Raw genomic sequence first — 18,698 nt, forward strand, 5'->3', positions numbered from 1 at the left:
ATGCGAGTGCTGCACATCGTCCGCCAGTTTCATCCCGCCATGGGCGGCCTGGAAAATTTTGTTCAGTCACTGGTGAAAGAGCAGCGCCATCAGGGGATCGACGCACAGGTGCTGACGCTCAACCGGCTGTTTCACTGCCGTCAGCCCCACCTGGCCGATTCCGAAACCGTCGACGGCATTCCGGTGCACCGCATCGGCTATGTTGGCAGCTACAAATACCCCATCGCCCCGTCAGTGCTCAAGCACCTGGCCGGTTATGATCTGATCCACGTTCACGGGGTCGATTTTTTCGCCGATTTTCTCTCGTTTTTTCGCTGGGCTCACCGAAAGCCGCTGGTGCTGTCGACCCACGGCGGCTTCTTCCATACCGAGTTCGCCGCCTCCCTCAAGCGCCTCTATTTTGCCACCATCAGTCGGCTGGCGGTCAAAGGCTACAAACAGATTTTTGCTTGCAGCAACAACGACTTCGAGCTTTTCCGCCCTCTGTGCAGCCGCCATTTAACCCTGATTGAGAATGGCGTCGACATTACTAAATTTGCCGACGCCGGCAGTCCGACACCCCAGCCAGCGCTGCTGTTTATCGGTCGGTTTTCAGACAATAAGCGATTGGACAAACTGCTGCTGACCCTGGCGCGACTGCGGCTGTTACTGCCACAGATCAAACTGACCATCATCGGCAAAGACTGGGACGGCAACGAGGCGATCCTCAGGCAACAGATTGAACACCTGGCGCTGGGCGAGTCGGTGCAGATACTCACCGGCCTGGAAGACCACCAGGTACGGCAACAGGTAGGACGTCACAGCTACATCATCAGCGCCTCCGATTACGAAGGCTTTGGCATGACGCTGATTGAAGGGATGGCCGCCGGCCTGCTGCCCATCGCCTCGCCCATCCCCAGCTTCCAGCGCATCATTGAGCGAGCTCAGCTGGGACTGTTGGTCAATTTCGATGCCGCCGATGAAGCGGCGCAGCGAATTCACACCTACCTGAATCAGACTGCCGACGACTATGAACCCCTGCGGCAGCGCGCCATGCAGGCGGCCAGCCGCTATGCCTGGCCCCAGGTGGCCCGACAATTTATCAACGCCTACAGCCCCATTGTCGGCGCCGAGCAGCGCATCATTCAGGGGGTCAGAATGGACAGCCGCAGCGGCGAGGCCATCGTCGCGCAACTGGATCAGGCCATCGACGACGACCAGCGCCTGACCATGGCCTACGCCAACGCCCACACCATAAACCTGGCCCACAAAGACGCCGGATACCGCGACATCCTCAACCAGTGCCTGGTGGTCAACGACGGTTTGGGTGTCGACCTGGCCAGTAAACTGAAGTATGGCCGGGGATTTGCCGAGAACCTCAACGGCACCGACTTTACCCCCCGCTTCTTTACCCGCAGTCGCCATCGGCTCAAAGTCTTTCTGCTGGGCGCCAGTGAAGACAGCGTCAGTCGCTGCTTCGATTTGTGGCAGCAGCGCTTCCCCCAGCATCAGTGGGTCGGCTATCACCACGGCTTTCTTGAGCAAGCGGATCATCAACGGGTGTGCGAGCAGATTCGGCGCAGCGGCGCCAACGTGGTGATTGTCGCCATGGGCAATCCACTGCAGGAACGCTGGCTGCACCAATACCTGCCCCAGTGCGGGGCGACCATTGGTATCGGCGTCGGCGCACTGTTTGACTTCACCGCCGGCAAGGTAAACCGAGCCCCAAATTGGGTTCGGGCACTGCGCAGCGAGTGGATCTACCGACTGGTGCACGAGCCCAAGCGAATGTGGAAACGCTACCTGCTTGGTAACTTGACCTTTCTGTACAACGCCCTGGGAGATCAATCGTGACCCAAGCTCCCTCTCAGCTGAATCAGCAGCGGCTGCACTCTGCCACTCGGCGGTGTGTATTGCATCTGGCGGTGGAGTACCCGTCACGCAACCGGCCGGACAACACGCCGGCGGTACGCCATTTCATTCAGGCCAACCCGCAGGTGGATTATCGGGTCATCGCCCTGCGCAGAACCGCCAACCCGTTTAAATGCAATGCGCTGGCTGGTGATGGCGAAGGAGACAACAGAGTCACCTCGATGCGCTATTGGGGACTGCCTCTGGGAATCGGCCTGTTCGCCAGCATGACGCTGGTCGCCTGGCGCATTCGTCGTCTGCTTGCCAAAGAGGGGATTCGGGTCGATCTGGTTCACGCCCATAAATTCAGTTTCGAAGGCATCGCCGGCTGGTGGCTGGCCCGCTGGCGACAGTGCCCGCTGGCGCTGTCGGTCCGGGGAGAAGCCGAAGCCAAGATTCTGCGCTTCAAACCCTACTACGATCCCTTCTTTCGACGCCAGCTGCAGGATGCGGCCCACATCTACTACGTCTCAGCCTGGTTCAAACCCTTGCTAAACAGCCGCTTTTCCCTGGACTCCGACAAGCAATCCCTGCTGCCGAATTTTGTCGCCGACAAACAGTGGCAGACCAGTTCGGAATTTACCGAGGACCACCTGGTTAGCATCATCGACCTGAACGTGTACCAGAAAAAGGGGCTGAATAAACTGCTGCAGGCCATGCAGGCCTTGCTAGCAGACTACCCCAAGCTGAAGCTCGACGTCATTGGCAGCGGCACCGACAAATCCCGGCGCGCCGTCGAAGCGCTGCTGACACAGATGAAGATGCAGGATCGGGTTACCCTGGTCGGTGGACTGTCCAACGCCGAGCTGCTGAACCGATTGCCGCAATACGCCGGCATGGTCATGCCCAGCGTCAATGAGACCTTTGGCATGGTCTACGTCGAGGCGCTACTCAGCGGGGTGCCGATTCTGCATTCCACCAATACCGGCATCGATGGCTTCCTTGATGACATTCCCGCCCGAGTGATGGCCGACCCACTCGACGTCGAAGCGATCCGCACCGCGCTCGATTCCCTGCTGCGCAACCAGCATGGCTTTCGTCAATGGCTGCTGGCCAACCATCAACACATCGTCTGCCGATTCTCACGAGACCGGTACATCGATGCCTACAACCAACAATTCCAATTGCTGGCGCCGCGGCCACAGGACCGCGATGACGGTCCCCGAAGCGCCAGTCAGTCTCCGGAGCCAAGGCGGCTTAAGTGAGCGCGGAACCCAAACAGGTCTTTGGCCGCCCGCAAACCGGCATAAGCCAGGATGACCAAGGCATGCCATTGAGTGAGCTGCTGCCAGCTTAAGCCGCCGCTGATCGCCACGGCGCCCAAAAGCAAAACCAAAATCAACAGATTGAACAAGTGATTGGGCATCCCTTTACGGGAGCCACCAAAGCGATACACCACGTAGGGAATCCACTTAGCCAAACCATGAGACACACAGAACAGCACTCCGACGATGGAGGTGGAGAACAGCACCAGGTACCCGGCCGTTCTGGCCAGTTGCAGTATCAGCATCGGCACCACCCTGCCGGTCTCCCTGATGCGATTAAACCAGGCAAACACACACCGGACCACCACTAAAAAGGCCACAAACACGGCCCATACCAGCAGGGTCGCCTGTGCCCCTTGCAGCGCAAACGCCTCAGGCAACCAACTGCTTCCCTGAGCCGCCAGCCAAGCCGGGAACACCGCCAGGACCAGTGCCCACATCCAGGCAAACCAGGGCCGAAACCCGCCCGCCAGCAAACGGTAGTTGTCACTGACCTTGGGCTTGTCTTCGTAGCGCAGCCCCAGGCGGTCGTTCTCAAAGTACCCCACTTCATAGGCACAAAAATAGGCCAGGACAAAACCCAGTAAGCACGCCGCGGTCTGCCAGGGATAAGGATTGGCGATGGCGAACACCAGCAGCAGGGTCAGGTAGTCATGCCCCAGTATCGCCCGAGTGAAATAGCTTTCAGTGGGCCGTTTCACTTTTTTGAGGTACACGAACGGCAGCATGGGGTCCAGCCCCGCCCTCTGCGCCACCGACTCTGGCCACTGCACCCAAATGCCGACGGAACAGCTCTCCAGCAGATCGCGATCCAGCAGGCTGTCGGTAACGCAAGCACTGCGCCGCACCGTTTCCCGACCGAGGGCTTCGATGGCCATCGCCCCCTTACCTTTAATGCGCAACTCGATGGCCGACCCCAGTTTCGAGGACACCACCAAAGGCCACTCGCAGCCCATGGCATCCAACAGCGGCGCCAGAATGAAATCGAAGCCATAACTCAACAGGTAGATGGGATTGTCGCGACTGAGCAGCAGGTCGTACAGCTCCCTGTTGAGGTAGCGACCACCGACTTCGGCCGCCTGTTTCTGCCACTGTCTTTTAGCCCACGGCGCCACAAACAGCACCACCTTGATGCGAATCAGGTCCCGGTAATGACGCTGTTCCTGGCCTCCAATCCAACGCCAGGGCCTCAGCAGATCCAGCAGTTGCAGGACAATCGAAATCAGCAGTTTCGGCGCCACCGAGGCAAGAAACAGCTCGGTGCTGTTACGCAGCCACAGCGTGTCATCGAAGTCCACCAGCAACGGCGTTGAATCAGGAAGCTGGGCCAGATTCTGCAAAGCCTGCTCCGGGGTCTGGCGGTAGTCTTCTCCGCTGCGCTTCTTCTCCCGAAACTCATCCAACCCCAGCACCTGATTATTCGTAACATCCTTAGTCATCCTGATTGATCCCTGCAATCCAATGAATTCCGGGCCGAAAACAGCCAAAAGAATACCTGTAAGTGTAGAGGGGCGTGGTCACCTTAGCCACGTCAGATCCGTAAACGGCCTACCTGACACGGTCAGCAGAAAAATAAAAGGGCTTTTTTAGAGAAATTATCATCGTTTAAATAATGAGCAACAGCAATTGAACATGGCTCACAGAAACTGAAAGTGGCATAGCAAATATCAAAAAAATAACCTTTGAGGATGTTGCTGTTTTAGCAGTACATAATATCGAAATGACAACCAATGGCCGCTGAATATAAAAAAGATCGGTTGTTTTATGATCAACCATTGGGCATTCTTGCCGCGGGCTCAGCTTATTCAAGACTGCGCCGAGTCAACAAGGTTAATGTTGTGTTAACCAATGTAATTTGAACTACGACAGCAGACAAAGGCAAACTTAACGAAAGTTAAGGACGCAATATCTCCGGTCTAAAGGCTTCGGCCAATGATAGCGGGATTACCTCATGTCAGTGGTGAACTGTTCGCATTAACTCTATGAAATAATTGAGGGTTTAATAATGCACTATAAAACAACGCCACAGCAGGGCCGAGATTGTCTGCCGATTTATGAGGCTTTTCATGAACCATCGGCATCACTTTTTGGGATCAATTTGGAGAAAGCAGGAGCGACGATCGCCATTCCTGATATTTCTATCCGTTATTCTAATTTCTTTCAGCTTTGGCGGCCAAGCTTCCAATGCCGTTGCGTTCAACGGAAAAAACGCTTACGCCGAATTTGACTCCTGGAAACCCAGCGGTCACTTCAAGGTCATTGCCTGGTTAGGCCAGGTTGATTCCAACTCAGAAAACAGAACAATTCTCCTGAGTGAACCCCAATCCACAGATTTTCTCTCTTTTACCCACCGAAATGTACAGGGTAAATGGGGATCCCAGTATCCGGGGATCTGGGGCCAGTTTCAGTTCAATGACACCCGCTATATTGAAATTGAAGTCCAACAGGGCAAACTGACTGCCACCGATGGTCAGGTCACCCGTTCGGTTCAGAACAGTGCCATCGATCCGACCTCCGTTGACTATCAGTGGTTGTTTCGCCGCGGTAAAACCGATTACTCAGAAGGCGGCATTCAAGGCCTGGCTCTGATCGATCTCGGCAATGCCGGCAACTCCCGCGCTTATGCCTTCGACAGCAGCCGAGGCATGGTCGAAGTCGGCGGCAGCGCCTCGTCCTCGGCATTGAAAAAACTGTCTAAGAATGCATGGTTTACCGGACCTCACAGCATTGAAAACCCGGCACCCGATCACTTCGATGACGCTCAGTGGAATGCCGCCTTTGGTAATGCGCCGGTGGATCCTGTCGACCCGGTTGACCCGGTTGACCCTGTCGACCCGGTTGACCCTGTCGACCCGGTTGACCCTGTCGACCCCGTTGACCCCGTTGACCCTGTTGACCCCGTTGACCCCGTTGACCCCGTTGACCCCGTTGACCCCGTTGACCCCGTTGACCCAGCGCAAAGCTACGCCGTCAATTTTAACGGCAGCAACAGCTACGCCGAAATTGCCCCCTGGCAGCCACAAGGCAAATTCCGCGTGCTCGCCTACCTGACCGGCATGGACGCAGCTCCAGATCAGCGCAACATCCTGATGAGTGCGTCTGACACTACCGAATTTCTGTCTTTCACCCACTCTGCGGTTCAGGGCCACTGGGACAACCAGTACCCTGGGGTGTGGGGCAAATTTGATTTTAATGCCAGTGGCCTGGTCGACATCACTGTCGATTACGGCAGCATGACCATCAGCGATGGTCGCATCACTCAATCGGTCTACAACAGCGCCATTAACCCCAGCTCTGTGGGATATGATCTGTTGTTCCGTCGGGGCAGCAGCGACTTTTCTCAGGCCGGCCTGCAAGGCCTGGTTCTGATGGACCTGGCCAATAGCAGCAACTCACGAGCCTATGGCGTCAGCCCGGATCAAGGGCTGGTGGAAGTCGGCGACAGCAGCGGTGCCACCAAGCTGTTCGGCATCGACAGCAGCGATTATGGCCAGGGTGTCCACGTTATCACCAACCCGGACAGCAGCGTCTTCAGTGACGACGAATGGAATGCCGTATTTGGCACCGATGCGCCTGTGGACCCGGTAGACCCGGTAGACCCCGTCGACCCAGTAGACCCCGTTGACCCCGTTGACCCAGTCGATCCGGTAGACCCTGTCGACCCAGTAGACCCTGTCGACCCAGTAGACCCAGTAGACCCCGTCGATCCTGTAGACCCCGTCGATCCTGTCAGCAACCAGGCCGTGCGTTTTGACGGCAACGGCAGCTACGCCCAAATTGCCCCGTGGAAACCGCAAGGCAAATTCAAGGTCATCGCCTGGCTGGCCGAGGTCGACGCGGACGCCGGTAACCGAACCACCTTGATGAGCTCGTCTCAAACTTCCGACTTCATCGGCTTTACCCATCACAACGTGCAGGGCAAGTGGGGCAGTGACTATCCTGGTGTCTGGGGCAAGTTTGATTTTGCCGCCAGCCATTACCTGGAAGTCACCGTTGAGCACGGCAAGCTGACCGCCTTCGACGGCACCAATTCCGGCTCGGTGAACGCCAGCAGCATCGACCCGACCTCGGTCAGCTTTGACTGGCTGTACCGCCGCGGCAACGGCTACTCCAAAGGCGCGCTGCAGGCACTGACCCTGATCGATTACGCCAACCCGAATAATTCGCGCTCCTACGCCTTTGATCCTGAGCGCGGCATTGTCGAAGTGGGCGGAGACAGCGGCCACAATCAACTGCACCAGATCGATAGTGGCGACTGGGTTCAAGCCCAGCACACCGTCACCAACCCGGATCCCCAGCACTTCCCTCAGGACCAGTGGGACGCCGTGTACGGCTCCGACTCTGGCCCGGTCGACCCCGTTGATCCGGTGGACCCCGTTGATCCGGTAGACCCGGTCGATCCGGTAGACCCGGTTGATCCAGTAGACCCTGTTGATCCGGTGGACCCGGTCGATCCCGTTGACCCGGTAGACCCTCCTCAGGGAGGCCCGCTGCTGGGCAACGACGCTCGAGCCATTCGCTTCAACGGCAGCAATGCATACCTGACGTTTTCCCCTTGGAAGGCGCAGTCTGAGCACCGCATCATTGGCTGGTTCTCGGCACTGGACAGCAACCCGGATGCCCTGACCTATGTGGCCAGTACCGCCAATCAAAGCAGCTTTATCGCCGTCTCTCATCGCTCGGTGATTGCCCGCTTCAACGGCAGCGAGGTGCGACTGGAAAACCGCTTTGCCTTTAACCAGACCGGCTACGTCGAAGTCAGCATCAGCAATGGTCGCCTGACCGCCTCCGATGGTCAAAGCAGCGCCAGCATCAGCAGTGGTGCCATTAGCGCCATCAGCTACGACCAGGCCCTGCGCTTCGGCAATGACTACAGCGCCGCCACTTTGCAGGCACTGGCACTGATCGACCTGGGTAACGACAACCAGGTTCGCGGCTACACCTTCAATGATCAGCACCAGATCATCGAGTCCGGTGCCCAGCCCAGCGACAACAACCAGCTGTACAATGTGGGCAACAATGACTGGCTGACCATCGACACCAACGTGGTCACCCCCAAGGCACTGATCGCCTCCCAGGCTGAGTGGGACGCCGCCTTCGAAGGCAGCTACGGCAACGCTCACCCGCTGCTGGACTCCACCAACGGCAACGACCAGAGCCAACTGGCCTGGGAAGGCCACTACTGGTTGCGAGCTTACGTCACCATGGCCAAGGCCTATAACGACGACAAGTACCTCGACTACGCCATCGAACTGATTGATCACATGATCAACTACACCGATGACAAACGCGTGGATCGTAATGAGCTGAACCTGAGTGGACAGCCCTACAGCATGGCCCCCAAGGCCTACCTCAACGACCGCTCCATGGCGGCTGCGGGTTGGCGTCGTCCCTTTGATGGCTGGCGCATCGAGGTGTTGTCCGACGGCCAGATCCTCAACGCCATCATGCGCGCCGTGGATTACATCAAGTCGGCCAATAAGACCGCGTACATGGCCAAGGCCGACCAGTACCTGGCGCTGACGAAAGCGATCATTGCTACCCACGAATCGTCTTACAGCCAGACCAAGAACGGCGCCATTCAAGGCTCCTACTTCTACGTCAACGTCAGTAACAGCGAATTCGGCGACTCGGGCCTGTACTCCAACCCCCTGCCCTACAACCACAATATGACCATGGGCATTGCCATGATCTATGTGAACAAGTGGACCCAGGGCGGCGATGCGGCCATGGCACAGAAAGTCACCGACATTCTGGGCTTCTTCACCGATAACCTGCGCTACAACAACGACGGCAGCTGCAGCTGGGACTACGCCTACAACACCAGTGGCAACAACAAGCTGGAAGACGTTAACCACGCTCACCTGGACGTTGGCTTTGTGGTTACCGCCCACAACGAGGGCTACACCAACGACGACAGCGAAGTGCAGTGTCTGGCTAAAACCCTGACTGACAAAGTCTTTATGGCACCCGCCATGCTGCACTACGACGTCGAGGGCAATGGCATCAGCAGCCGCTGGGATCAAGTGGCCACCGGCTACGACTGGTCTGATTTACAGCAGTTCGACTCACGAGTCGTGGACATCAACACCCACGTGCTTCGTCAGTACGGCCAGCCGACCTGGTCACGGCCCTTCCTGGCCTGGGCAGAAAGCCTGTACTGGAAACAGCAGCAATAACCTTACAGGGCGGCCACTAGGCCGCCCTTTTTATTCTCGATTCGGCCAGTGGCCACAGTACCGCTATCGCCTCTTCAACCCTCAGCGGTAGCATCGCGGCTGCCGCCATTCCCATTTCCCCACCACCGCGCTAAGCTGTGGACATGTTTACCTTTTTCTCCAATTGGCGCCGCCAACGGCTACTGGCCCGCTTCGACAGCGAGCGGCGGGCACGCTGGCAGCAGAACCTGAATGCCCTGCCCATTCTCGATGGCCTAACCCAGGATGAACAAACCCGGCTGCTGGAACTGGGCTGGTGCTTCTTGCACCACAAGCGGTTTACCCCGGTCATGGGCACCGAATTAACCGACGATCATTGCATCGACATCGCCCTGATGGCGGCCCTGCCGGTGCTAAACCTGGGCCTGGAGGCCTATGGCGTGTTCCACGAACTGCTTATCTATCCTGAAGAGTTTGTCACCGACCAGCCGTTCATGGACGACAACGGCGTAGAACATCAAGGGAGAGAGGAGCTCGCCGGTGAAGCCTGGGAGCAAGGGCCGGTACTGCTGTCGCTGTCGAAACTGGCCGACAGCCGCCAATGGAATGGCTATAACCTAGTGATTCACGAGTTGGCACACAAGTTGGATATGGCCAACGGCGGCATCGCCGATGGCCTGCCGGCGCTGCCTGCAGCGCTGCAGTCCGACTGGCTGCAGGTATTCCCGCAAGCGTACGCCGACCAAAGCCGCCAAGTCAGCCAGGCGCACCTTCTGGACGCCGGCACAACAGAAGCCATGCTGGCCTGGGACAGGATCTGGATCGACCCCTATGGCGCCGAAAACCAGGCCGAGTTCTTCGCTGTCTGCATGGAAGCGTTTTTCGCCGACCCCATCGCCCTGAACCTGGCCTACCCGTCGCTGTACCAACTGCTACGCAAATTCCTGCAACAAGACCCCATAGCCCGGGCGCCGCAGTGGCAACCCCTGCCCCACCTCCATACCTAGACAGTCATGAACGCGCCATTGCGCCATTAACCAGCCACCTGCTCCCTTAACCTGCCACCCATTTTTTGAACCTATTCAGGCATAGGCTCCCGACGACTAAACAAAAACCCTTTATGGTTTCGATAAAAACAATTTCATTTGGTTTCGCTCACCGAAGAACGACAATAAACGCGCAAACAAACAGTCTGGAACCCTTATGAAACAGCTACCAAATGAATGGTTTAAACCTGCAGAGAAGAAACGTAATCGAATGAAGTGGGACGATGACGACTCATTGCGCTCACCCAAAGCAAAACATCAGCGTCGCCACCGACAACAGCAATGGGCGCCCCAAGAAGAAGAAAATTGTGCCTGATAGTCAGTGGCCGCAACCCTAACGCGGCCACCGCGCTCTCAAGCCGCTGGTACAGACCTCCACCAACCACCTTGCCAGTCAAACGCCAACAACTCGGTTACTGACAAACAAACCTAAGCTAGGCGGCAGATCACTAAGCGAGGCCTTATCAAGGCACCCGACCCAACACACCAAATAAGCTATTTATTTATAAGAAAAATATGAAGAGTATCTCTGTAACCAGAACGAGATAAAACAAAAAATACAACTCCGCCAGGAGGTCCGATTTGAATATAATTTACCCCAATGGTCTTATAAGGATAGCCATCCTAACATGCTCAGTAAGATATTGATTTAAAAAACCATAAGATGGATGTCACTATAACCTCAATACCTGACCACCTACTTCCGGGCACTTAAAAATGCCAGCATAATCTCCGAACTCCTGACAACCGTGCTGATTCCTACTTCAATAGTGCGCTCCGAGACAGGGCTAGGGTCATCGTCACCACCGGGAATCGCAGGTATTACTCAGATGAATAGCGAGTTTAATTAGCTAATTGTAGAGCGCATTGCGTAGTTTAATTTGCTGGTCTATAGTATTGTCACTTTCAAAGACATCAGCAAGCATTTCTAATTTGTAAACCCCATTATCCAGCAACTCCACCGTGCCACCTGACGCTTCAATAATGTTTTCAATTTTACGGTTTATTTTGGATAAAAACCAATCAGAAAACCACATTTTAGCACCAATAGAAGCAACATAGCCGTCACAAATCAAACGCAAGCCTACATTTTTACTTGTATCTATTTCTAGTTGTTCTAATGGTGGTGGTAGACCATTTGATTTCATTGGAAGTCCTTCGTAACTCTTACCTGTCGACTTATATTCAAGGGGATCACTCGCGTTTTGCCAGTAGTCATATTCAACATCAACAATCCATGCTTGGACAAACCCTTTTAAACCTATGAACTCATCAATCCAACTGGACCAATCTATATCATCTTCTTGAGATTCAACTTGAAACAAAACATGATCATAATTGGCAACAGTTACCACATGAAAGGTTAAGTTACCACAAGAAACATTAAAAGAATCTCTGCCAGCAAGTTTACCACCTATGGTTTCCAAACTAACTTGAACTCCATAAAAAAACAGGCTGTCAATGCTTGTCATTCTCTCTAGAAGCTTAGAGATAGAAGCCCAAATTGAAGTTACTCCTTGCCCTCCCAGCCTATATATAAATTCAACTCTTTGCATATTATTAGAACTCTTTAACAATAACAGCAATTCCTTGCTGTCTTCCGCATTTAATTAAGCTTGATGCATCAGGACTTTATCAAGCCCCCCATCCTAACACGTTCAATAAGGTATTGATTTACAAAGACCATAAGATGGGTGTCTTTGCAACCAGGTGTCTTTGCAACCATTACCAATGGCCACTTTGCTTGATGGAAAATCGGCTTGGCTGGAGAAGTCGCTGAGCTGATTTTGGCCTGACAGTTTCATCGAGAAAAGCGGGTAACCGGCAGGTGACAGTCTGAGCTACTACATCTATAAACACCATTTTTCGTACAACTAAAGTGCTACTAAATTTGGTGTCCGTGTATCCTAATTATACGGTATTTACATAGATTTATTTACACTCTCGGCTGTGTTAGCTGGTGAAAAATGAGCATCCGAGTTATAGTTATATTTTCAAATTGTTTTTTAAGAAGGCATCCACGCCCTGATCAAAGCTATTTTGAATAAGAGATAATTTGTTTTTCTCTTTAGACTCAATTTTCTTATACAATATATCAAAGCAATCTCTTATCCCCTCAACCAAGAACAATCTTAATTCAGCGTTACTAGCATTAATCCATCGATCCTCAGGTATCGTAAAATCAATTGTATAAATGGCTTTGTCTCTGACCTTTTTTAACCTCTCTGGTCCATCAAATCCAAAGTCTCTTACTGGACCACTAACTCTAAAAATTATTGATAAATGCTCCAATGAATCAAAACAACGGCCAGCACCATCTTTCGTATTGCCGAAAAAGATCGCATTAAGTTCTCTTTGAAGTGGTGCTATTTTTTTTGAGGAATCACCACCTCCATACTGGCCACTAAACTGAATTAATTTCACTCCGTGTCACCTTCTATTTCGCCACGTTTAGATCGCCCTTATCAAGACACCCATCCTAACACGCTCAGTAAGGTATTGATTTACAAGGACCATAAGATGGGTGTTTCTATAAGTTCTCTGTCACCATACATCGTACAAAGGTCAAGTCCAACTCAAGCAAAACACGAGGATGAATGAAGTTTACGAGCGAATCCTACCCTCGAGCGCATGTATATTGTGATATTAAGGATTTTAGGCTAAAGGAGCAAAGATAAAATTGATATATAGGTCACACATTTAGGCATTCGAAAATCGTCCATCGATATCAATAAAAACCAAATCACATTCAACGGAATATCGTTCGACCCTCTAACTCATCGAACCTGACAGCAATGTATATCCAAAGTAAACAATTCATCATTATAAAATGAATTAAATTACTTCCTTCAAATTTCAAGGGAATCCAATTGCATAACGGAATGATCTTTTGTGTATTTTTATTCAGTTCGATAAAGGCTGCAAAGCAAACAATTTTAGTTTCATGTCAAATCAGTAAACAGTCCTTTTGTACGGGGCACTGGTCATCCAGTGACAAAGGCTCTCTAACTAATGACTAAATAGCTTTCAATTTTAGGCGGGCGCCTTATTGCATGATGTAGCGAAAAACATATCGGTCATAAGCATACAGTCTGACACTCTGCAGTGCCCAATTGACAACCTCCGGTTATTCCTTATCGGCTCCAGCTTCATCAAATCTGCACCTATCCACTTTCAGTTCGTGATGGGAGCAGCCGTAGCATAGTCCATTTGAGCTTTGCGCACGCCTTAACTAAGCTTGCCCATCGTCGCCCCGTTTATGCCACATGGGATCCTGTTGATGCCGCATCGATCACCGCCATGCTGTAGACCAACCACACAGCGGCTACTGCTGGCGTTACTGCTGTTTCTCTGTGCACCGGCATTCGCCTGCCCTCAGGCCAAGAAGTCAGGGACTCCTGCCTCAACAGCAGCCAGATTCGATGGCGTCGACGCCTACCTGAGCCTGCCCGCCTGGTCGCCAAAGGGCGCGTTTACTCTGGTAGCCTGGGTGGCCAAGGTACAACTGACTACGCCACTGTTTTTACTGAGCGATCCCGGCAGCGACAGCCATCTGGCACTGACTCAAGAGGGACTATCGAGCCGCTGGCACGGCCAACAACTCGACCTGGCAATGCCGTTATCCGCTGACGCCATTCGCTACATTGAGCTTCGCATCGAACCGGGCTTATTGACCCTGTCCGACGGTACTCAGCAGCGTCAGCTCAAACATCCGGCGATACTCGAAGGCAAAGTCCAATGGCAACAAGTGATGCGCAGCGGCAACCTATTCAGCCACGCCACCCTGCAGGCTCTGGCCCTCATCGACATCAATGACATTCCCTCCTCCCGCAGCTACAGTTTTGACCACCTGTGCCAACTCAAGCAATCGGCCGGTACCGCCCCTAAAACCGCCAGCCTGATGGGCAATGTGTCATGGCAACCGGGGATGGCAATGCCACCGGCACCGGCGCCCTTAATTGGCAGCCAGCAACAATGGGACGAAGCGTTCGCTCAAAGCTTTGACACATCTCGACCACTGCTCGCAGAGAACAACGGCAATGACGAGGCCAAGCTGGCCTGGCAGGGGTACTACTGGCTGCGCGCCTACATCACCATGCACCAAACCTTTGGCGACGGCCGCTATCTGGATTATGCGGTAGAGTTGGCGGATCACATGCTCGGCCACACCGATCAACAACGCTGGCAACAGAGTCGGTTAGATCTGGCTGCACAACCTTATGCCTCGGCCCCCAAGTACTACCTCAACCAGCCAGAAACCGCGGCCCCCGGCTGGCGACGGCCCCACAGCGGCTGGCGCATCGAAGTGCTCAGCGACGGCCAGATTCTCAATGCCATTACCCGATTGGCAGACCACATCAAATCCAACCCTGAATTGCCGCATCAGTCGCGGGCTGATCATTACCTCAGTCAGGCTAAAATCATCATCGACAGCCACGACAGCAGCTTCAGCACCAGTAAAAACTCGACCATCGGCGGCGCCTACTTTTACGTCAATACAGACAATCGCGCCATGGGAGATTCCGGGCTGTACGCCAACCCGCTGCCCTATAACCATCAATTGACCCAGGCCAGCGCCATGGCGCGGGTCAACCGGTGGCAGCCCGACCCTCAGCTCCAAAAAAAGGTGTCTCAGATCCTGGCGTTTTTTGAGGCTGGCGTCCGCTATCACCAGGATGGCAGTTGCGAGTGGGATTACGCCCTGAACCCGACCCGCCCCCGGCGCTCAGAGGATCTGAACCATGGCCATATGGACATTGGGTTTTTGCTGACAGCCCGGGATCTGGGGTATCCATTAGACCCTCGGTTGCTGCCCTGCGCCGCTCAAACGCTCAGTCAGCGCACTTTTCTCCCACCGGCGATGATGGCTCACGATCTCAAAGGCGAGGGCCTCAGTACCCGCTGGGATCAGGTGGCCATCGGTTACGACTGGTTTGAATTGCGGGAATACGATGCCGATATCGCCCTCATTAGCCAGCATGTGCTAAGGCAATTTGGCTCGCTGACCTGGGTAAGACCGTTCCTGGCCTGGGCCAACCAATTGCGCTGGCAACAACAACATCAGCCTCAAACCCTCAGGGGCTGGATTCTCCCCGAAGCGCCGCCGGCTAGCACGAGAACCGAAGATAGCCGCTAACCACGCTGTGCTATACTCAGCCCCTTGGTTTCACCAAAGAATGTCGAGTTGTTTCAGTACGTCAGTCTCCCTCTCTGACCCTGTTTAGGCGTCAGTGGTATCACTCAACCTGCGTCAAACTGCCCTTAGAACGTTCCGGCAGGCTGACGTACTGATGCTAAGGATACGCCAACCATGTACTACAAACTGGAGTCATTGCGAGGCGTTGCCGCCTGCCTGGTGGTGCTGTTCCATTCGCCGTATCACTTCGGCACCGAGCCCCTCCAGTTTCTCCACAACAGCTACCTGTTTGTGGATTTCTTCTTCGTCCTGTCCGGTTTCGTGATGGCCTTTTCCTACAGCGAAAAGATTGGCCGTACTCTGACCTTCAAACCTTACATTCAATTGCGCCTGGGGCGCATTTACCCGTTGCATCTGTTTATGCTGGTCGCCTGCATCGGCTATTTTGTGCTGAAACAGGGGCTGTTCATGTTTGGCTATGGCAACACCGATCTGTATCAGGGAGACGAGCTGTACACCATCTTAACTAACCTGCTGTTGCTGCAGGCCGCCGGCGCCAACGACGCCCTGAGCTGGAACACTCCCAGTTGGAGTATCGGCGCCGAGTTTTTTGCCTACATGGCGTTTTACGGTTTTCTGATCACCATCGATCGCCACAAAGGCCTGTGGGTGCCGCCTGTCATCAGCCTGGTCTGTTATGGCTTTATCCTGTCGCTGGGGCGGCCAAACCTCGACATCACCTACGACTATGGCGTTATTCGTTGTCTGGGGGCCTTCTACCTGGGGGTGTGGGTGTTCCGCCTCAACGCCTTTGAGGCCACCCATCGCTGGATCAGTCACCATATCGGCAAACTGGAATGGCTGCTGGCCATCGCCACCGTCGTCATCGTGACCGTGGCCGAGGAGCACATCTACCTGAGCCTGACGGCAATCGGCATCTTTACCCTGTCGATACTGGTATTTGCCAACCCGGCCAATGGGACGTTGGGCCAGGTGCTGAACAGCCAGCCACTGAGACTGGTGGGCCAGTGGTCCTACTCGATTTACATGCTGCACTACCTGATCATTCTGGTGTTCAACAACGTCATCGCCGCGCTCATCCCGGCCGGAGCCGTGCTCACCGGCCCGCCATCGTTGCTGCTCAATACCCTGATTGTGCTGCTGACACTGGCCGGCTCCTACCTCACCTTCGAGCAGGTAGAAAAACGCTATCGCGACAAGGTCAAAGCCTACGTCAAGCAGCGCCGCCAGGCCGAACAATCCCGCGTCAACACCGAAGTGGGCTAACCGATTCTGGTGACCGAAATTCACTCGGTCACCTACCCTCAATCAGTCACGACAGCAAGACTAAATCACTAATAAACATAAATTAAACATCTTTACTCCTCTCTCATGCGCGTCTAATTTATCGACATGACTCTTGCCAAAGATCAGTGTTGCGTTACAAATTTAGAGTATAAGCTCTATTTTTGGCGCACGGGACGATTCCCAGGCAGCCAAACAACTACAACAGTGGCGCCGCTTTCACAATACAACGGAGATGTAATGATGAAACGACTTCTAGGCTCGCTGTTGCTGGCCGCGTTGATGATGCTTCCAGGCATCGGATCTGCCGGCCAGCCTGCTCCTACCGCAACCGATACCGAGGCCCCATTCACCATGGGCCGCTGGCAGATCATCACTGAGGGTCCGGTGGGCTCGGGTGACGGCCTGTATCTGCTCGATTTTTTCAATGATGGTCGAGTGCAAGTGGAGCTGCAAAACTCCGACCGTAACGTCATCGACCAGAAACGGTGGTCGATGCAAGACGGTGCCTTGTTTATCCATACCCAACCCGGTGATGCAATTCAGGAATTCATCGATCAGCCCATTCGCTTGGTGGATGCCGATACCATGCGTCTCACCGTTGAAGGGGGCGAGGTCAACATGACCAAGCACTATGCGCTGGCCTCCTGGGTGCACCTGATCAGCTTCTTTATCGGCAGCATTCTGGTGTACGAACTGGCCCGAAAGTCCAAGCTGTTTATGATTGCGCTGTTCGCCGTCGCCCCGGTGGCACTGCTGCCCTACTGGCTGGACTCGGGCATCGACGCCTGGTTTAAATGGGCCAAACTGTACTCGCCCATCGTTCATGGCCTGTTCTTCATTCTGATGTCCTGCACCCAGATGTTCCGAAAAAACTGGGTTCGCTTTACCATCGCCGCGCTGTTCATCATCAACATTCTCGAGGCCGTGGGACAGGACTTCTCCATCGGTCACCTTCCCAACATCCTCAATGGCTTGGCGGGGATTTTCTGTGTTCTGGCGGTCACTCGCTGGGCCGGCATCAACCCCGATGACTCCAAAGAGAAAGACGTGCTGTGGCCCGGCATGACTCTGAGCTTCATTCTGGTGTACGACATGTGGAACATCACCTTTGTCTACCTGAGCTTCCCGGATCTGACCTCCATCCAGATCGCCGTACTCGCCGCCGCCACCCTGCCGGCGATTTTCATTAAGAAAGGCACCTGGATGCAGGCGCGGATCTTCACCCTGTCGATCTTTATGATGTACGGTTTCTCCTTCAAAACCTTTGTCGAGGTCCACACCGTCGCCACGCCCCGAACCGACGGCCTGATGTTGGCCGTGGCCGCCTTCAGCTTTGCCGTCAACCTGGCCTACCTGCTGTACTACTGGCGCTGGAAGTACCTGGGCAAAGCCCCCAAACGAGTCGAAGTCGGCCAGCACGAAGTGGCCTATTAACGACTGCTCACCGACATAAACAAAAAAACGCCCCCTTTCGGGGGCGTCTTAACATCGTTAGCCGCACTAACCAGACACCCATAATAAGACCTCAGTGATTCAGATAGTTGCCGATCTCCGCCCTCTCGGAAGCACCGCCCCCTTTCGAGATCGCACTAACCAGACACCCACAATAAGACCTCAGTGATTCAGATAGCTGCCAATCTCCGTCCTCTCGGAAGCAGCGCCGCCTTTCGCATCGCGCTAACCAGACACCCATAATAAGACCTCTAACCAGACACCCACAATAAGACCTCAGTGATTCAGATAGTTGCCGATCTCCGCCCTCACGGAAGCACCGCCCCCTTTCGAGATCACACTGACCAGACACCCATAATAAGACCTCAGTGATTCAGATAGTTGCCAATCTCCGCCCTCTCGGAAGCACCGCCCCCTTTCGCATCATGACTCCCACCAACAC

At 54.2% G+C, this 18,698-nt stretch carries 10 protein-coding genes and 1 riboswitch; of the genes, 7 read left to right on the forward strand and 3 right to left on the reverse strand.

Annotated features, from left to right (window positions below; all coding sequences use genetic code 11):
• On the forward strand, positions 1-1,833 hold the full coding sequence (locus tag J8Z22_RS13590; RefSeq protein ID WP_252006786.1) for a WecB/TagA/CpsF family glycosyltransferase: 1,833 nt from the start codon (positions 1-3) through the stop codon (positions 1,831-1,833).
• Positions 1,830-3,095, forward strand: a complete 1,266-nt coding sequence (locus tag J8Z22_RS13595) for a glycosyltransferase (protein WP_252006787.1) — start codon at positions 1,830-1,832, stop codon at positions 3,093-3,095. Before J8Z22_RS13590 ends, J8Z22_RS13595 begins: the two co-directional genes overlap by 4 nt.
• Here the strand turns inward: J8Z22_RS13595 and J8Z22_RS13600 are convergent.
• A complete protein-coding gene (locus tag J8Z22_RS13600) occupies positions 3,065-4,594 on the reverse strand; it encodes a haloacid dehalogenase-like hydrolase (protein WP_252006788.1) in 1,530 nt (509 codons plus the stop codon). The genes J8Z22_RS13595 and J8Z22_RS13600 overlap by 31 nt on opposite strands.
• A gap of 428 nt (positions 4,595-5,022) precedes the next feature.
• A riboswitch (cyclic di-GMP riboswitch) is annotated at positions 5,023-5,107 on the forward strand.
• Between the two features lie 114 nt (positions 5,108-5,221).
• Here J8Z22_RS13600 and J8Z22_RS13605 point away from each other — a divergent pair.
• Positions 5,222-9,334, forward strand: coding sequence for a hypothetical protein (locus tag J8Z22_RS13605; protein ID WP_252006789.1), 4,113 nt, complete (start codon positions 5,222-5,224; stop codon positions 9,332-9,334).
• A 143-nt stretch (positions 9,335-9,477) separates the two neighbouring features.
• Positions 9,478-10,320 (forward strand): zinc-dependent peptidase, encoded by an 843-nt coding sequence (locus tag J8Z22_RS13610; protein WP_252006790.1) that lies wholly within the window; start codon positions 9,478-9,480, stop codon positions 10,318-10,320.
• Between the two features lie 890 nt (positions 10,321-11,210).
• Here the strand turns inward: J8Z22_RS13610 and J8Z22_RS13615 are convergent.
• The gene (locus J8Z22_RS13615; protein WP_252006791.1) at positions 11,211-11,915 is read right to left on the reverse strand and encodes a hypothetical protein; all 705 of its coding nucleotides are present in this window, start codon (positions 11,913-11,915) and stop codon (positions 11,211-11,213) included.
• Positions 11,916-12,345: 430 nt separating this feature from the next.
• On the reverse strand, positions 12,346-12,783 hold the full coding sequence (locus J8Z22_RS13620; RefSeq protein ID WP_252006792.1) for a hypothetical protein: 438 nt from the start codon (positions 12,781-12,783) through the stop codon (positions 12,346-12,348).
• A gap of 856 nt (positions 12,784-13,639) precedes the next feature.
• Between J8Z22_RS13620 and J8Z22_RS13625 the strand changes: the two genes are divergently transcribed.
• The 3 genes from J8Z22_RS13625 (at position 13,640) to J8Z22_RS13635 (ending at position 18,238) form a co-directional block, all read left to right on the forward strand.
• Positions 13,640-15,496 carry a hypothetical protein gene (locus J8Z22_RS13625; RefSeq protein ID WP_252006793.1) on the forward strand — a complete coding sequence of 619 codons (1,857 nt, stop codon included), beginning with the start codon at positions 13,640-13,642 and terminating at the stop codon, positions 15,494-15,496.
• 174 nt (positions 15,497-15,670) lie between these two features.
• Entirely contained in the window at positions 15,671-16,783 is a 1,113-nt protein-coding gene (locus tag J8Z22_RS13630; RefSeq protein WP_252006794.1) for an acyltransferase, read from the forward strand.
• Between the two features lie 258 nt (positions 16,784-17,041).
• On the forward strand, positions 17,042-18,238 hold the full coding sequence (locus tag J8Z22_RS13635) for a DUF5692 family protein (RefSeq protein ID WP_028111719.1): 1,197 nt from the start codon (positions 17,042-17,044) through the stop codon (positions 18,236-18,238).
• Positions 18,239-18,698 lie beyond the last annotated feature (460 nt).

Origin of the sequence: Ferrimonas sp. SCSIO 43195, assembly GCF_023716685.1 — a bacterium.
Lineage (GTDB): Bacteria > Pseudomonadota > Gammaproteobacteria > Enterobacterales > Shewanellaceae > Ferrimonas > Ferrimonas kyonanensis.

What these genes read in the sequence shown, in the direction of transcription:
- J8Z22_RS13590 (WP_252006786.1), top strand. Translation starts at nt 1, where the DNA reads ATGCGAGTGCTGCACATCGTCCGCCAGTTTCATCCCGCCATGGGCGGC.
- J8Z22_RS13610 (WP_252006790.1), top strand. Translation starts at nt 9,478, where the DNA reads ATGTTTACCTTTTTCTCCAATTGGCGCCGCCAACGGCTACTGGCCCGC.
- J8Z22_RS13625 (WP_252006793.1), top strand. Translation starts at nt 13,640, where the DNA reads ATGCCGCATCGATCACCGCCATGCTGTAGACCAACCACACAGCGGCTA.
- J8Z22_RS13635 (WP_028111719.1), top strand. Translation starts at nt 17,042, where the DNA reads ATGATGAAACGACTTCTAGGCTCGCTGTTGCTGGCCGCGTTGATGATG.
- J8Z22_RS13630 (WP_252006794.1), top strand. Translation starts at nt 15,671, where the DNA reads ATGTACTACAAACTGGAGTCATTGCGAGGCGTTGCCGCCTGCCTGGTG.
- J8Z22_RS13605 (WP_252006789.1), top strand. Translation starts at nt 5,222, where the DNA reads ATGAACCATCGGCATCACTTTTTGGGATCAATTTGGAGAAAGCAGGAG.
- J8Z22_RS13615 (WP_252006791.1), bottom strand. Translation starts at nt 11,915, where the DNA reads ATGCAAAGAGTTGAATTTATATATAGGCTGGGAGGGCAAGGAGTAACT.
- J8Z22_RS13600 (WP_252006788.1), bottom strand. Translation starts at nt 4,594, where the DNA reads ATGACTAAGGATGTTACGAATAATCAGGTGCTGGGGTTGGATGAGTTT.